Source organism: Salinicola sp. CR57, from assembly GCF_003206585.1.
Lineage (GTDB): Bacteria > Pseudomonadota > Gammaproteobacteria > Pseudomonadales > Halomonadaceae > Salinicola > Salinicola lusitanus.
This window is the reverse complement of record NZ_PZJL01000001.1, coordinates 662,486-678,217: the sequence shown is the minus strand read 5'-3', so window position 1 is coordinate 678,217 and position 15,732 is coordinate 662,486. Positions and strand designations below refer to the sequence as shown.

The following is a 15,732-nucleotide window of genomic DNA, read 5'->3' as shown; positions in this document are numbered from 1 at the left end:
GCGCTTTCGGCGCCATGCCAATCCCGCTTCGGCTCTACGTCAAGGATCGGCCATGTCGCTATCGACCTACCATCATCGGGACGCGCATATCTTATACGATCCGACGCGCCTCGCTCAGCCCGACCTGCCGATTCTGCCCGAATTCGGCGAGGCCTGGCTCGACCCGGCTGCCTGGGCCGAGCGCGGCCTGGTGGTCGGCTCGGCGCCCGGCCGCGGCGACAGCCAGTTCCTGGCCGTCAACGGGGCCGACTGGGTGCTGCGGCCCTATCGTCGGGGCGGCATGGCCGCCAAGGTCAGTCAGAGCGACTATCTCTGGACAGGACTGGAGCGCACCCGCGGTTTCCGCGAGATGCGCCTGACCCGCGCGCTCCACCAGCGGGGCCTGCCCGTCCCGGCACCGGTGGCGACCATCGTGTCGAGACACGCCCTGCGCTACCGCGCGGCACTGATCACCGAGCGCCTGCCTGGCAGCCGGGCGCTGGCGGAGCGCCTGCCCGATGCCTCGCCGGCACTGCTCGCCGATGTCGGCGCCACCATTCGCCGGTTTCACGACGCCGGGCTCGACCATGTCGACCTCAACGCGCGCAACCTGCTGGTTTCAGACGACGATAAGGTCTGGCTGATAGATTTCGACCGCTGCCGACTGCGCCCGAGAGGCGCCTGGCGCCAGCGCAATCTGTCACGACTCGAACGCTCCCTCGTTCGTTTCTCGCCCGCCAACGCGGGATCACTCTTCATCGCCATCGTCGAGGGTTACCACAACGCTCCGGTGGATCACCACGAGGTCTGACCTCCATGCAAGATACGCTGAGGCGCCGTTGGCGCGGCACGCTCCTATTCGCTCTGGTGCAACTGCCGCTGGTGTGGCTGATCGCCCTGCGTTACTCGCCCTACCTCGCCATGCCGCACGACCCCATGGGGATCGCCTATCTGATCCTGACCTGGATCGGGCACTTCGGCATGCTGGTCCTGCTCGGTTGGCTACCGCTGGCCGCACTGGCGCTGGTGCTCAAGGCCCGCTGGCTATGGCTGCCGGCGACCCTGCTCGGGGCACTGGGGTTGAGCGCGCTGCTGCTGGACACGGTCGTCTACGCCCAATACCGCTTCCACGTGAACGCTTTCATGGTGTCGCTGTTCCTCAACGACAAGGATGGCGAGATCTTCAGCTTCACCACCACAACCTGGCTGATGGTGGTCGGCAGTGTGGTCGCGGCGCTGGCACTCGAGGGCTGGCTCGCCCGGCGCCTGATCGTGGCCAACCGTGGCCGCCGCGTGCCGGTGGGGCTCTGCTGCGGCATCGTGCTGGTAACGCTGCTCGGCAGCCACGGTCTGCATATCGTCGCCGATGCCCGCTACCATCGCAGCGTGACCCAGCAGGTCGGCATCTATCCGCTGCTGTTTCCGGCCACCGCCAAGGATTTCATGGAGCGACACGGCTGGCTCGACCCCCGAGCCGCGCGTGCCGAGCGGGCCGATATCGGCGCCACGCAGGCGCAGAATCTCGATTGGCCGAAGAACCCGCTGAGCTGCCAGCCCAGCCACAAGCCCAACGTCATGGTCGTCCTGATCGACTCCTGGCGCGCCGACGAATACGGCCCGCAGAACACGCCCAATCTCTACGCCGCGTTGAACGACAGCGGCCGCCGCTATCTCCAGCACTACAGCGGCGGCAATGCTACCCGCAACGGAACCATGAGCCTGTTCTATGGCCTCAGTGGCAACTATTACGCCTATCTGGACGACACCCAGACGCCCCCGCTTCTGATCACGCAGCTGCAGAAGCAGGGCTATGCGCTGGGCATCTTTTCCTCGGCCAGCCTCGACGGCATCGGCTTCGACCGCACGATCTTCAGCTCGGTCGACCCGCTGCGACTGAGCACGCCAGGGGACTCTCCCGCTAGTCGCGACCGGCGAATGACCGAGGACTGGCTGGCCTGGTTCGACCAGCAGGCGCAGCAGGACGACAACCCCTGGTTCAGCATGCTGTTCTACGATGCGCCCCACGGCTACGACGTTCCCGAAGGCGCCGCCCAGCCCTACCAGCCTTCGGTGCAGGGCATGGATTATCTGGACCTGGGCCCGGACACCGATCCGGTCCCCTACGCCAACCGCCACCGCAATGCCGTGCACTACGATGACGAGCTGCTCGGCCGGGTGATCGACGACCTCAAGGCCAAGGGCGAGTGGGATGACACGATGCTGGTGGTCACCGCCGATCACGGCCAGTCGTTCAACGATTTCGGCAAGAACTACTGGGGCCACAACAGCAACTTCGCCTCGCCGCAGACCCACGTGCCGATGATCGTCACCGGCCCGGGGGTCGAGCCCGGACGCGTCGAGGGCATGACCAGCCATCTCGATGTCGCGCCGATGCTGATGCGCCATGCCCTGGGCTGCACCAACCCGCTCGCCGATTACGCCCAGGGCCAGGATCTGCTGGCACCGGGCATCGATCACCCCTGGGTCGAGGCCAGTAGCTACATCGACTACGGGATCATCGAGCCGGACCGCATCACCGTGGTCGACGGCACCGGCCAGTGGAACATCGTCGACCGGCAGCTCGATCCCATCGACGACGCCGAGTTCTCGCCGGCGGTGTTCGAAGCCATGCAGTGGTTCCGTCAGTTCTACCGCTGACTAACCCCGCGCTACAATGCCTCAGGCGCCGACCGAGGGCGGGGCGTCGCGTGACTCGCGACGCCCCGCCCCCGGTCGCCGAATGACGCTCCACTCCCCGACGACCCAGGACTGCCCATGGCCGCCATTACCGGCGTGGTGATCACGCTCGACGAAGCCGACAACATCGAGGCCTGCCTGGCCTCGCTCGCCCGCGTCTGCGACGAGCTGATCGTGGTCGACTCAGGCTCCCGCGACGACACCGTCATCCGGGCCGAGGCGCTCGGCGCCCGCGTGATCCATCAGCCTTACCTGGGCGATGGCCCCCAGAAGCGGGTCGGACCGCAGGCTGCCAGCTATCGCTGGGTGCTGTCGCTAGACGCGGACGAACGGCTCACCGACGAGGCCGTGGCAGCGATTCTGGCACTCGACCTGGACGACGCCGGCCACGATGCCTACGCACTGCGCCGACGCAACTTCATCGGCAGTCGCTGGATCCGCCACTGCGGCTGGTATCCGGACTACTGCATCCGGCTGTTCGATCGCGATCGCACCGGCTTCTCCGACAGCCACCAGCACGCGTCGGTGCCGGCGACGAATCCGCAGCGCCTGGACGCCGACCTGGAACACTATTCGTTCGCCAACCTGGCCGAACTGTTCGGCAAGGCCAGCGGCCGCTTCTCCAATCGCGCGGCCAAGATCATGTATCTCAAGGGCAAGCGAGCCAACGGCTGGTCGCCGGCACTGCACGGCGCCAATGCCTTCGTGCGCAAGTACCTGTTCCAGCGAGGATTCGCCGGCGGCCTCGACGGCGTCTCGGTGGCGCTGTCGGCGGCGGTCAACGCCTACCTGAAATACGCCAAGCTGCTCGAACTGCAGCGCGATGCCAAGGTGCGCGACGCCGAAGACTTCGACCGGATCTGGTGAATCGATGGAACCTCACCCGCTGCACATTCGTCACGTCAACCTGGCCCGCGGCTTTCGCGGTGGCGAGCGCCAGACGCTGTTGCTGATCGAGGCGCTGGCCCGGATCGACGACGCGCGGCTCGAGATCACCCAGAGCCTGGTCTGCCGGCGCGACTCGCCGATGCGCGCGGCGCTGGCCGATCGGGAACTCGACACCGAGATCGAACTGATCGACGCCGATCACGCCCTCGCCGGGCATGGCCGACATCGGCGGGCAACCCTGGTTCACGCCCACGAGGCCAAGGCGGTGCACTGGGCGTGGATCGAACGTCGCCTGCGCGGCACGCCCTACCTCCTGACACGGCGTGTCCCCCAGCCGGTCAAGGACAAGCGCTTCAACCGCTGGACCTACCGCGCTGCGGCAAGCGCCGTGGCGATCTCGTCGGTGATCGAGCACCATCTTCGCGATCGCGGCTGGTGTCCCGTCATGCGCATTCCCAGCGTGCTCTCCGGCCACCCAGGCGATCCCACCAAGGTAGCCGCACTGCGCGAGCGTTTCGCCGGCCACCGTGTCATCGGCCATATCGGCGCGCTGGTGGATCGCCACAAGGGCCAACGGGTCCTGCTGGCGGCGGCGCGGCGGCTGCGCGAGACGCATCCGGACGTTCGCTTCCTGCTGCTGGGCGAAGGCGACGACGGCGCGGCACTGAAAGCCGAGAGCGCCGATCTGGACAACGTCATCTGGGAGGGCTTTCAGCCCGATGTCGGTGACTATCTCGAGATCATGACCCTGTTCGCATTCCCCTCCCGCAACGAGGGACTGGGCTCCACCCTGCTCGATGCCATGGATCACGGCGTGGCGATCGTGGCCAGCGACGTCGACGGCATTCCGGACCTGATCGAGGACGACGTCAGCGGCCTGCTGGTGCCTGCCGGCGATGCCGATGCGCTGACGGCGGCGCTGATCGCGCTGCTGGAGGACCCCGTCCGCCGGCAACGGCTGGCGGCCACCGCCAGCCAGCGGCTCGCCGCCTTTACCCCCGAAGCCATGGCAGCGGCCTACCTGGCGCTCTACCGCCGGATCATCGCCCGCTAGCGTGGCCTCGGCGCAGGGCGCGATACTTGCGCGGCGGGATCGTGGCATCATGACGCCCGAAAGGCCGCGCCCGAGCGGCACCGAGATCGTCAGCGAAGCGGAGCATAACCATGAGCAAAATTCGGGTCGGCGTCATCTGCGGCGGCAAATCGGCGGAGCACGAGGTCTCGTTGCAGTCGGCCAGGAACATCGTCGACGCGCTGGATCGCGAGCGTTTCGAGGTCACGGTCATCGGGATCGACAAGCAGGGGCAGTGGCACATCAACGATGCCGCCGACTTCCTGCTGAACGCTGACGATCCGAGCCGGATCGCCCTCAACCCCTCCGCCGGCGACCTCGCGCTGGTGCCAGGTCGCGACTACCAGCAGCTGATCGCCACCGAGTCGTCCCAGGGCACGCTGGGACAGCTCGACGTGGTGTTCCCCATCGTCCACGGCACCCTCGGCGAGGACGGTTCTCTGCAAGGCCTGTTGCGCATGGCCAACCTGCCCTTCGTCGGCTCCGGCGTGCTCGGCTCGGCCGCCGGCATGGACAAGGACGTCGCCAAGCGCCTGCTGCGCGATGCCGGTATTCCCGTGGCGCCCTTCGTCACCCTGACCCGCCGCACGGCTGCCGAGGCCGATTTCGACGCCCTCAGCGCGACGCTTGGCTCGCCGCTGTTCGTCAAACCCGCCAACCAGGGTTCATCGGTGGGCGTCAGCCGGGTCGAGACCGCGCTCGAGTTCCAGCAAGCGCTGGCGCTGGCGCTGGCCTTCGACCACAAGGTGCTGGTCGAATCCGCCGTGGTCGGCCGCGAGATCGAGTGCGCAGTACTGGGTAACGACGAGCCGGAGGCGAGCGTCTGCGGCGAGATCGTGGTCGAGAACGGCTTCTACTCCTACGACACCAAGTACATCGACGACGACGCGGCCACCGTCGCCGTGCCCGCCGACATCGATGCCGGCGCGAGTGAAGCGATTCGCGACATTGCGATTCGCACCTTCCAGGTGCTGGAGTGCGCCGGCCTGGCACGGGTCGATGTCTTCCTCACCCCGGAGGGAAACATCGTCGTCAATGAAATCAACACGCTGCCGGGTTTCACTCGCATCAGCATGTATCCCAAGCTATGGCAGGCCAGCGGTCTGAACTACCCGGCCCTGGTAACGCGCCTGATCGAGCTGGGCATGGCGAGGCACGCCGATGACATGGCGCTGAAGAGCGCGCGCTGAAACCGGCGGGAACTCGTCGATAACCTGCTCGTCTCGGATTGGTCATGATAGAGTCTTGATGACTCCTCACGCGGTGCCTGGAATCGGCATCGATAGAATACGACGTTCACGGATCGAAGCGCGTCATGACCATCTCTCGCGACATTCGACGTTGGTGTGCACTCACCTACATCGGCCTCTGTATCGGTTACGCCATCATGGTGGTCTGGGTCCTGCCCTGGTGGACCCCCCTCGTCATCGCGCTCGCCTGGCTCGCCATCGGCCGTCGCTTCCATTGGGGCCACGTCTCCCAGCGCGCCACCCAGCGCAAGGCGTGGCCATGGTCCGCTCTGCCACTGATCCTGTGGTGGGTCTATATCTACCTCGACGACAGCTTCGGCCAACTCGACCTGGGGGCCGTGATCTTCCACCTCCAGGCCGGCATCGAGGAGAACGGCAGCACCGATCGCCAGATCGCCGGGGTCCTCTACACCGTGGCCGCCATCGCCATGCTGGTCGCCGTGACCTGGCTGGTCCGGGCCGATCATCGCTGGCGCCTGTGGGAACGGGTGCTGAGCCTGTTCCTGCTGGCGTTCAATCCGCTGCTGTTCGGATTGTCGCTGCGCGGCGCCTCGGTGATCGACGACGATGAGAGCTGGCTCGATGATCGCTACCGGCCACCGGAGATCGTCGCCGGAGTGCCCCAGCCGCCCAATCTGATCTATCTCTACATGGAGAGTACCGAGCGCACCTACGGCGATACCCAGCGCTTCGGCAACGCCTACGAGGACCTTGCCAGGCTGGGCCAGGAGGGCGTGGTGTTTCATGGCGTCAAGCAGCTCGACAATACCGGTTGGACGATGGCCGGCATGGTCGCCAGCCAGTGCGGAGTGCCGTTGATGCCAGCCGGCCTGATGCACGACAACCAGTTCGAGCCGCTGTCGGACGTGCTGCCGGGGGTCGACTGTCTGGGCGATCTGCTGCACGCGCGGGGCTACGACCTCACCTACATGGGTGGCGCCAGCACCAAGTTCGCCGGCAAGGCGAAGTTCTATCGCGGCCACGGCTTCGATACCGTCCTGGGCCGCGATGAACTGGAGGACAAGGCACCGGCCGGATATCTCAACGACTGGGGGCTCTACGACGATACGCTGCTCGATCTCGCGGAGAAGCGGATCCGACGGCTACACGACAGCGGCAAGCCCTATGCCTTCTTCGGACTCACCCTGGCGGGCCACCCACCGTTCGGCCATCCGTCGCAGTCCTGTATCGACAATCAGGGCGACTTCGACGGTACCGACATTCTCTATTCGGTCAAATGCACGGGCTGGCTGATCAGGAATTTCATCGAGCGGCTTCGAGCCGAAGGGCTGCTGGACAACACCCTGGTCGTGGTCGCCAGCGACCATCTCTCGATGAAGAACTCGGCGTGGGAGGACCTGATCGCGGAAGAGCGCGAAAATACGCTGATGATGCTGGGCAACGGCCTGCGTCCCCGCGTCATCGAACGTCCGGCGAGCATGGTCGATGTCCTGCCGACACTGCTGGAAGCCATGGGTTATACCATTCCGGACCATCGGGCCGGGCTAGGCGTATCGCTGTTTTCCTCGTCTCCCACCCTGATCGAGCGCTACTCGCTGGACGAAATGAACCAACGCATGCGAAGCGAGAACCGTCTGCAGGAGCAGCTCTGGAACGGCGTCAACTGAGACGCCGGGACGATCCGCGCACCTGGATTGGCTCGGTGACACCAGGCGCCGTCTGAACCATCGACGAGCCTAGCCGGACGCGGCGGAGGTCGGTGCAGAGCATCGGGGAGGCGTATCCGTCCACGCCGGACCGATGAGCCTGTTGGCCGGGCTGGCGCGCCAGCCGATGGTCAACGCCGCCCGCTCGAGCGCAGGCTCTCTTCAGACGAGACATAACGGGGCCGTGGCCACTCGATCGGCCCCAGCTCGTCGCCGGGATCCAGCATCCCCGGTTCGGTTTCCGGCGTACACGAGCCCAACGCCTCAGCCACGCGGGTCAGGGCTTCCTCGCCACGGCAGTCGCCGACCACGCGCTCCCACCACTGCCGATGCACGGCGCGGACGACAACGGGTATCGACGCCAGCCCCAGACGCTGGGCCATCGCCAGCCGGTGAAGCCCTCGGTTGACCTTGAGCAACCGACCCTCGCGGGTGACTGCGACACCCAGATCATCCTTTCCCAGCTCGAGGTCGAATCCCCGGACCGCCATATCGTCGAGGAAGCCGAGATAGGTTCGCAGGTAGGCAAGTATCTTCTCTTCCGTGTCGAGCAGGATGCCCTGCTGGTAGGAGGACCAGGGGTGCCCCGACTCGAGCCGGGAGCGGTACTGCCGAAAGCGTTCGGTCTGGGTCAGGTCGTCCCGGTGCTCGTCGATATCGCTGACGAAGCGGTAACGCGAGCCCCGGCGCAGATCGCCACGACTCAAGTCCCAGTCGCCGTCCCAGAGAAAAGCCGAGGAGGAGGGGCGCTTCCCCCCGATCCCCTTGGCGTTGAGGTCGCGGATCAGCTCGCGCGGATCGACGTGAACCACCAGCGCCTCCGCCAGCCTCGCCTCGATCGAGCGCCGTGGCAAGCCGTGACGCTCGATCCACCGGCCACCGACCTTGCCCTGAGCCCAGCGGCGGTAGAGCGCATCTTCCAGGGGCACACCGACGCGCCGTTGGAAACCGTCCCGGAACGCCGCCTGCCACCGCGCCCGACGAACGCCCCACTTCATGCGGGGATCGTGCAGTTCGCTGAACGCGTCGTCCTCGGCGGGCAGACGCGGGGAAGCTGGCGAAGAGGGCCGAGACATGAGCAGTTTACACGGTCGGAGGGGAAGGAATCGGTGTTATCAAACACTGTTCGTGATCGATTCAGTCTAGCATACCACATTAATAAGCATGCTACGCAATTTCCCGGCTACTGCGCCTGCCCGCTCATCGTGTCGGATGTCGTCGGCAGATCGAGGAACTGCTGCATGATCCGGCTATCCCGGAATCGCTCGATCAACTCCAGATCGGCTTCCAGCGATGGCGGATTTGCCAGCCCTTCCCGGATCTTGGCTGCCAGACCGGTGACGCTGTTATCGGCGATCAGGCGGGCCTGATCGTGAATCAACACGTTGCGCACACCGCCTGGGCAGTCGACCGCCACGCAGGGCGTGCCGCAGATCATGCTCTCGGCCAGCACGATACCGAAGGCTTCGCTGCGCGAGCTCAGCACGAACAGCCGGGCGTGCTTCATCCAGGGATAGGGGTTGGGCCGGCTGCCGACGAAATGGATCCGCTCACCCGCCCCCCGCTCTGCGACCAGCGCCTCCAGGCTCTCTCGCTTGGGTCCATCGCCGACGATGACCAGGTCCTCTTCGATCTCTGCCTCCAGATAGGCCAGGATCAGCCACTCCTGGCGCTTGACGTCCGAGAGCCGTGAGACGTGGACGATGAACGGCCTGGCCGGCAGCTCCACCGGTTCTTCGGCCTGGCGGCGGATGGCCTCGATATCGCACGGATTCATGATGGTTGCCCACCGATGAGGGCGAATCCCATGATGACCGAGCTGCTTCTCCAACTGCGCCCGCACGTTGGGCGTGTTGCAGACCACCTGCTTGCCCTCATAGAGCCGGCGGAGATAGAACCCCTTCAGCCTTCCGCCCTCGCTTCCGGGCCAGGAGACCGTCACCTGCCACAGGCGCGGGTCGCGCCAGGACCAGACCGTCTCGAACGCGCCCTGCCCGCGCATAATGACGCGATCGATCGGACCGTGTTCCCGTTCCAGCCTGGCAACGAAACGCTTTAGATAGCGTCCGCCGTAGAAGCCGCGCCACAGGAAACCCGATCCCGGCAGCACGGGCTTCAGCAGCGCCCGCGTGACCAGGTCGTATGCCAACCCCAGTCCGGTCCTGCGAAACGCCTTGTCGAAGTCGAGGCGATGGACCTTCACCGCGTCGTCCGGAGCGAGTTCGTGCCCCCCCTTGAGCACCAGGACGTGCACATCGTGTCCTTCCCGGGCCAGCACGTTGGCCAGATTGACCGTGACACGCTCGATGCCACCGATGCTCAATTTGCGTACGACCAGCAATACTCTTTGGGTCATGATGGGCTCTAGCACTTCTTTGCTTACCGTGGGTGGAACGGGCAATGTGACTCCCCATCCATTTTCGCACATCTCGGTGAAACGATGGCTCAGACGGCTCGAGACCGGGCCGGCCCGGTGCCGGCTAGCGATGAGAATTATGCCCTCTGAATGGGCGTTGTCATCTTCTTGTGTCTGGATAAGGCGGCATATCTGAGCAATTGGATATCTGCATCCTCGACGCGGGTATATCACCATTCATCCAATCACGGCACTACGGGAGCCGGGAATCATCCATTTCCTGGCCAAGAGCAAGCCATGGAAATTCCCTACATTCCACCCCTACAAACAGACCTACCTGGAGATTTCCCATCAGCTTTTCCCCGATGCAATCGAGTCGAACAAGGTTACGGCCATGGAAAAGCTGACTCGCCTCTGGCAAGTCGAAAAACACATCAAGAATTTTTTCCGAAACAGGAAATCGGGCGCTATCCGCTACACGGTACCGCCGCAGAGACAACGCTGACATCCCCCGACAAGGCAACTTCGGTGGCGCTCCAGCGACCTGCGTGACAACGCTAGGTGTGAAGTTTCATCAGCACGCTCTCCGGCGACATCTGCTTGAGGCAGTTGCGATGCCCCAGCGGGCAGGTGCGCTCGAAACAGGGCGAGCAGGACAACGCCAGATAGTGGATATCGGCATTGTCGGTCAACGGCGGCGTATAGGCGGGCGACGACGAGCCGTAGAGCGCCTGGATGCGGGTGCCGACCGCCGCGGCCACGTGCATCAACCCGGAGTCGTTGGTGACCACCTGCTCGCAGGCGGCCAGCAGGTCGACGGCATCCGCCAGCCGGGTCTTGCCGCACAGATTATGCGCGTGATCCAACTCCCGGGTAATGACGTCGCCGGCCTCGGCATCCTTGGGACCACCCAGGACCCAGACGGCGTACCCCCGCGCGATCAACGATTCGGCCAGCTCGCGGAAGTAGTCGAGCGGCCACTGCTTGGCCGGGCCGTACTCCGCGCCGGGCATCATGCCGATGGCGGGCCGCTCGCCCAGTGCCAGCTCGCCACGCAGCGCTGCCTGACGCGACGTGTCGACTCGGAGCCGCGGGTGCGGCGTCTCGAAATCGCCGCTGGCCGCCACGCGGGCATCCAGCCCCAGCGCGACGAAGCGCTTGACGGTCTGATCGAGCACCGTCTTGTCGAGCCTGCGCCGGTCGTTGAGCAGCACGTAGCGCTGCTCGCCGGTGAAACCGGTGCGGCGGGGAATGCCGGCCAGGAACGGCACCAGCGCCGCCTTCAGCGAGCGTGGCAGCACGATGGCGTGATCGAAGCGCCCTTTCAGCGAACGTGCGACCTCACGTCGTGTCTTCCAGCCGAACTCGCCGTGCTTCACGTCCAGCGCGATGGATTCGTCGACCTCCGGCATACGCTCGAGAATCGGCAGCGACCAGCCCGGCGCGAGCACGCCGATCGTCGCGCCCGGATGGCATCGTTTCAGCGTGATGAACAGACTCTGTGCCATGACCATATCGCCGACCCAGGAGGGGCCGACGACGAGAAACCGTGGCGCGGCGTCGATGTCGACGACCTTAGCGTCGGCAACTGGCGAATCAGCCATTCAGCCATTCCAGGTAGGCGGAAACGCCCTCGCGAACGGTCTTGAATTCGGCGCTATAACCCGCGTCGCGCAAGCGACCGATATCGGCCCGGGTGTAGCTCTGGTAGCGCCCCTTGAGCTCGTCGGGGAAGTCGATGTACTCGATCTGCCCCTTTCCATAGAAGTCGATCGCGGTCTCGGCGATCGCCTTGAACGGCTCGGCTCGGCCGGTGCCCAGGTTGAAGATGCCGGAGACCTCCGGGTTGTCCAGAAACCACAGGTTGACGTCGACCACGTCGCCCACGTAGACGAAGTCGCGGCTCTGCATGCCGGCCTCATAGCCATCCCAGGCACCGAACAGCTTGGGATTCTCGCCGCGCTGCACCTGGGTGTGGTGATGGTAGGCGACGCTGGCCATCTTGCCCTTGTGCTGTTCCCTGGGGCCGTAGACGTTGAAGTAGCGAAAACCCACAACCTGGCTGTCGAAATCGTCCCAGCGCGCGCGGACATACTGGTCGAACAGCAGCTTGGAGTAGCCGTAGACGTTGAGAGGCTTCTCGTGCTCGGGCGCCTCGACGAACACTTCGCTGCCGCCGTAGGTGGCGGCGGATGACGCATAGAGGAAGGGAATCCGCTTGGCCTGGCAGTACTCGAGCAGCACCTTCGAGTATTCGAAGTTGTTCTCCAGCATGAAGCGGCCATCCCACTCGGTAGTGTCCGAGCAGGCGCCTTCGTGAAAGATCGCCTCGATCGGGGGCAGGCCGCCGACCCCGCCGCGCATCTCACCGCTGAGTTCTGCCTTTACTCGAGCCAGGAAATCGTCCTTGTCGAGATAGTCGCCCAGCGTGCAGTCCGCTAGGTTGACGAATTTGGTGCCATCGCTGAGATCGTCGACCACCATGACGTCCTGATGGCCGCGCGCGTTGAGTGCCTTGACCAGATTGGCCCCGATGAAGCCGGCCCCGCCCGTGACAACGATCATGTCGTAACTCCTATTCGATCGACCCGGTTATCGGGCGTGACGACTCCGACCCCGCAAGTCGCCCGACGTTCGATGACGCGCCATCAACGATAGCGCCCGATCGTCGCCGGTGCCTATAACCGATTGAGCGCTAATTGTATACTTGGCGGCTCACGAATTCATGGGCAACGGTGCGCAGTCAATGACAGACTCGACGGCAGATGCGAAAACCTTTCAGGGGCTGATACTCGCCCTTCAGCAATACTGGGCGGAACGGGGCTGCGTGATCATGCAGCCACTCGACATGGAAGTGGGTGCCGGCACCTTTCATCCGGCCACGTTCCTGCGTTCGATCGGCCCGGAGAGCTGGAATGCCGCCTACGTCCAGCCGTCGCGCCGCCCCACCGACGGCCGTTATGGGGAAAACCCCAATCGTCTGCAGCACTACTACCAGTTCCAGGTGGTGATGAAGCCATCGCCGAAGGACCTGCAGGATCTCTACCTGGGCTCGCTGGAGCGGCTGGGGATCGATCCGCGGGTTCACGACATTCGCTTCGTCGAGGACAACTGGGAATCACCCACTCTCGGCGCCTGGGGGCTCGGGTGGGAAGTCTGGCTAAACGGCATGGAAGTGACCCAGTTCACCTATTTCCAGCAGGCCGGCGGTATCGAGTGCTACCCGGTGACCGGCGAGCTGACCTATGGTCTCGAGCGGATCGCGATGTATCTGCAGGACGTCGACAGCGTCTATGACCTGGTCTGGACGATCGCCCCGGACGGCACCCGCGTCACCTATGGCGACGTCTACCTGCAGAACGAGGTCGAGCAGTCGACCTACAACTTCGAGCATGCCGACGTGCCTTACCTGTTCGAGGCCTTCGACCACTGCGAGAGCGAGTGCAACAAGCTGCTCGAGGCCAACCTGCCTCTACCGGCCTACGAGCAGGTCCTGAAGGCATCTCACACCTTCAACCTGCTGGACGCCCGTCATGCCATCTCGGTGACCGAGCGCCAGCGCTATATCCTGAGGGTTCGTACCCTGGCCCGTGACGTCGCTCACGCCTACTACGCCTCACGGGAAGCCGCCGGCTTTCCGCTGGCGCCCGAAGCGCTGCGTCGGGAGCTCACACAGGCATCAGAAACTCAACAGGGAGACGCATGAGCATGGCAGTCAACACGCTACTGATCGAACTGGGCGTCGAAGAACTGCCGCCGGGTGCACTCGCCAACCTCGCCTTCGCCCTGCGCGACGGTGTCGTCAAGGGGCTCGACGAGGCCGAGATTCCCCATGGCACGGCACATGCTCTCGCCTCTCCGAGGCGTCTTGCCGTGCGCGTCGAGGCGCTCGCTGACAAGCAGCCTGACCGGGAAGTCGAAAAGCGCGGCCCGGCGCTGGCAGCCGCCTACAAGGACGGCCAGCCGACCAAGGCAGCCGAAGGTTTCGCACGCTCCTGTGGCGTCACGGTGGACGATCTGATCCACCTGGAGACCGACAAGGGCACCTGGCTCGGCTACCGTGAACGACAGCAGGGAGACGCTGTCGAGACACTGCTGCCCGCTATCGTCAATGCCGCCATCAATGCCCTGCCGGTCCCCAAGAACATGCGCTGGGGAGCCTCGCGCATCGAGTTTTCGCGTCCGGTCCACTGGCTGGTGCTGCTTTACGGCGATCAGGTCGTGCCGGCCAACGTACTCGGCCTGGAGTCCGGCCGAACGACACTGGGGCACCGCTTCCACGCCCCGGACCCGATCGAACTCGCCCATGCCGACGACTATGAGCCCGTCCTCGAGAATGCTTACGTGCTGGTGAATCTGGAACGCCGTCGCGAGCGCATCCGCGAGCAGGTACTCGCCGAAGCGGAAGTGCACGACGCCCAGGCGGTCATCGACGACGATCTGCTCGAGGAGGTCAATGGCCTGGTCGAGTGGCCGGTAGCGCTCACCGGCAGCTTCGACGAGCGCTTCCTCGAGGTGCCAGCCGAGTGCCTGATCTCCTCGATGAAGGCCAATCAGAAGTACTTCCACCTGCTCGATGCCGACGGCAAGCTCAAGCCGCAGTTCATCACGCTGGCCAATATCGACAGCGAAGACCCGCAGCAGGTCATCTACGGCAACGAGAAGGTGATCCGCCCACGCCTGGCCGATGCCGCCTTTTTCTTCGAGACCGACCGCAAAAGGACACTGGAGGCCCGCCGCGAATCCCTGGCCAGCGTCGTGTTCCAGCGCGAGCTGGGATCTCTCGCCGACAAGGCCGCGCGCAGTGAGGTCGTCGCACGGTTCATTGCCGGCAAGATAGGCGGTGATTCCCAGGCGGCAGCCCGCGCCGCTCAACTGGCGAAGTGCGATCTGGTCACGGAGATGGTGCTCGAATTCCCCGAACTACAGGGCATCATGGGCACCTACTACGCCCGTCACGACGGTGAATCGGAAGCCGTTGCCGAAGCCATCCACGAGCAGTACCTGCCGCGCTTCGCCAGTGACGGGATTCCGAGCACGCCGACCGGCATGGCGATCGCCCTGGCGGACCGCCTGGATACGTTGACCGGTATCTTCGGTATCGGCCAGCGGCCCACCGGCGCCAAGGACCCCTTCGCCCTGCGTCGCGCCACCATCGGCGTGCTCAATATCCTGATCAAGGGTGAGCTGGATCTGGACCTGCGCGAGCTGCTGGAACTCGCCGCCTCCCAGCACCGGGCCCTGCCCAAGGCCGATGGCCTGGTGGACGACGTCATGGCCTACATGCTCGATCGTTTCCGCGCCTGGGCCCAGGACGAAGGCTTCCCGGTAGACGTCTACCTGGCCGTGCGGGCCCGGCCGGTGACCCGGCCGCTGGACTTCGCACGCCGTCTCCGCGCCGTCCACCGGTTCAGCCAGCGTGAAGAAGCCTCAGCGCTGGCCGCTGCCAACAAGCGGGTCTCCAACATCCTGGCCAAACAGGCACACGCTGCCGGTGCCAACGTGGACACCCACCTCCTCTCGGAAGAGGCCGAGATCGCCCTGGCCAACGCCGTCGCCGATTGCCGGAACCAGGTCGAACCCCTGTTCCGCGAAGCGGCCTACGCGGAGGCTCTCGACATTCTCGCTACGCTGAGGGCGCCAGTGGACCGCTTCTTCGACGAGGTCATGGTCGCGGTGGAAGACGATGCCGTACGGGCCAATCGACTGGCGCTGTTGGCCAGCCTGCAGGCGCTGTTCCTCGAGGTCGCCGACATCTCGGAACTGCAACAGTAGCCTGGGGACTTCACTGTTTCACGTGAAACAGTCAAGCCCGGCATTCTG

General features: G+C 64.9%; 13 protein-coding genes. 9 read left to right on the top strand and 4 right to left on the bottom strand.

The annotated features are described in order from the left end of the window. Nucleotides 1-52 precede the first annotated feature (52 nt). The 6 genes from DOM56_RS03090 (at nucleotide 53) to DOM56_RS03065 (ending at nucleotide 7,514) form a co-directional block, all read left to right on the top strand. A complete protein-coding gene (locus DOM56_RS03090) occupies nucleotides 53-790 on the top strand; it encodes a 3-deoxy-D-manno-octulosonic acid kinase (protein ID WP_110707416.1) in 738 nt (245 codons plus the stop codon). Between the two features lie 5 nt (nucleotides 791-795). Beyond that, nucleotides 796-2,637 carry a DUF3413 domain-containing protein gene (locus DOM56_RS03085; protein ID WP_110707415.1) on the top strand — a complete coding sequence of 614 codons (1,842 nt, stop codon included), beginning with the start codon at nucleotides 796-798 and terminating at the stop codon, nucleotides 2,635-2,637. Between the two features lie 117 nt (nucleotides 2,638-2,754). Next, nucleotides 2,755-3,543, top strand: a complete 789-nt coding sequence (locus tag DOM56_RS03080; RefSeq protein WP_110707414.1) for a glycosyltransferase family 2 protein — start codon at nucleotides 2,755-2,757, stop codon at nucleotides 3,541-3,543. A gap of 4 nt (nucleotides 3,544-3,547) precedes the next feature. Then, entirely contained in the window at nucleotides 3,548-4,618 is a 1,071-nt protein-coding gene (locus DOM56_RS03075) for a glycosyltransferase family 4 protein (protein ID WP_110707413.1), read from the top strand. Between the two features lie 110 nt (nucleotides 4,619-4,728). After that, nucleotides 4,729-5,826, top strand: coding sequence for a D-alanine--D-alanine ligase (gene ddlA / locus DOM56_RS03070; protein WP_110707412.1), 1,098 nt, complete (start codon nucleotides 4,729-4,731; stop codon nucleotides 5,824-5,826). Between the two features lie 125 nt (nucleotides 5,827-5,951). Continuing rightward, entirely contained in the window at nucleotides 5,952-7,514 is a 1,563-nt protein-coding gene (locus DOM56_RS03065) for a sulfatase-like hydrolase/transferase (RefSeq protein ID WP_110707411.1), read from the top strand. Between the two features lie 170 nt (nucleotides 7,515-7,684). On the opposite strand, the gene DOM56_RS03060 is transcribed toward DOM56_RS03065, so the two are convergent. Further along, a complete protein-coding gene (locus DOM56_RS03060) occupies nucleotides 7,685-8,629 on the bottom strand; it encodes a hypothetical protein (protein WP_198655647.1) in 945 nt (314 codons plus the stop codon). Nucleotides 8,630-8,736: 107 nt separating this feature from the next. After that, nucleotides 8,737-9,909, bottom strand: coding sequence for a glycosyltransferase (locus DOM56_RS03055; protein ID WP_198655646.1), 1,173 nt, complete (start codon nucleotides 9,907-9,909; stop codon nucleotides 8,737-8,739). 297 nt (nucleotides 9,910-10,206) lie between these two features. On the opposite strand from DOM56_RS03055, the gene DOM56_RS19635 reads away from it, so the two are divergent. Further along, nucleotides 10,207-10,461 carry a hypothetical protein gene (locus tag DOM56_RS19635; protein WP_157958143.1) on the top strand — a complete coding sequence of 85 codons (255 nt, stop codon included), beginning with the start codon at nucleotides 10,207-10,209 and terminating at the stop codon, nucleotides 10,459-10,461. A gap of 5 nt (nucleotides 10,462-10,466) precedes the next feature. Here the strand turns inward: DOM56_RS19635 and waaF are convergent, their stop codons facing one another. Together waaF and rfaD are read right to left on the bottom strand one after the other, a co-directional pair. Beyond that, nucleotides 10,467-11,513: a lipopolysaccharide heptosyltransferase II gene (waaF, locus tag DOM56_RS03050; protein ID WP_110707409.1), complete on the bottom strand. Its 1,047-nt coding sequence runs from the start codon at nucleotides 11,511-11,513 to the stop codon at nucleotides 10,467-10,469. Continuing rightward, on the bottom strand, nucleotides 11,506-12,474 hold the full coding sequence (gene rfaD / locus DOM56_RS03045; RefSeq protein WP_110707408.1) for an ADP-glyceromanno-heptose 6-epimerase: 969 nt from the start codon (nucleotides 12,472-12,474) through the stop codon (nucleotides 11,506-11,508). Before rfaD ends, waaF begins: the two co-directional genes overlap by 8 nt. Nucleotides 12,475-12,655: 181 nt before the next feature. On the opposite strand from rfaD, the gene glyQ reads away from it, so the two are divergent. Both glyQ and glyS read left to right on the top strand, forming a co-directional pair. Then, on the top strand, nucleotides 12,656-13,615 hold the full coding sequence (gene glyQ / locus DOM56_RS03040) for a glycine--tRNA ligase subunit alpha (protein ID WP_110707598.1): 960 nt from the start codon (nucleotides 12,656-12,658) through the stop codon (nucleotides 13,613-13,615). Nucleotides 13,616-13,617: 2 nt separating this feature from the next. Continuing rightward, nucleotides 13,618-15,684: a glycine--tRNA ligase subunit beta gene (glyS, locus tag DOM56_RS03035; protein ID WP_110707407.1), complete on the top strand. Its 2,067-nt coding sequence runs from the start codon at nucleotides 13,618-13,620 to the stop codon at nucleotides 15,682-15,684. The last annotated feature ends 48 nt before the right edge of the window (nucleotides 15,685-15,732 follow it).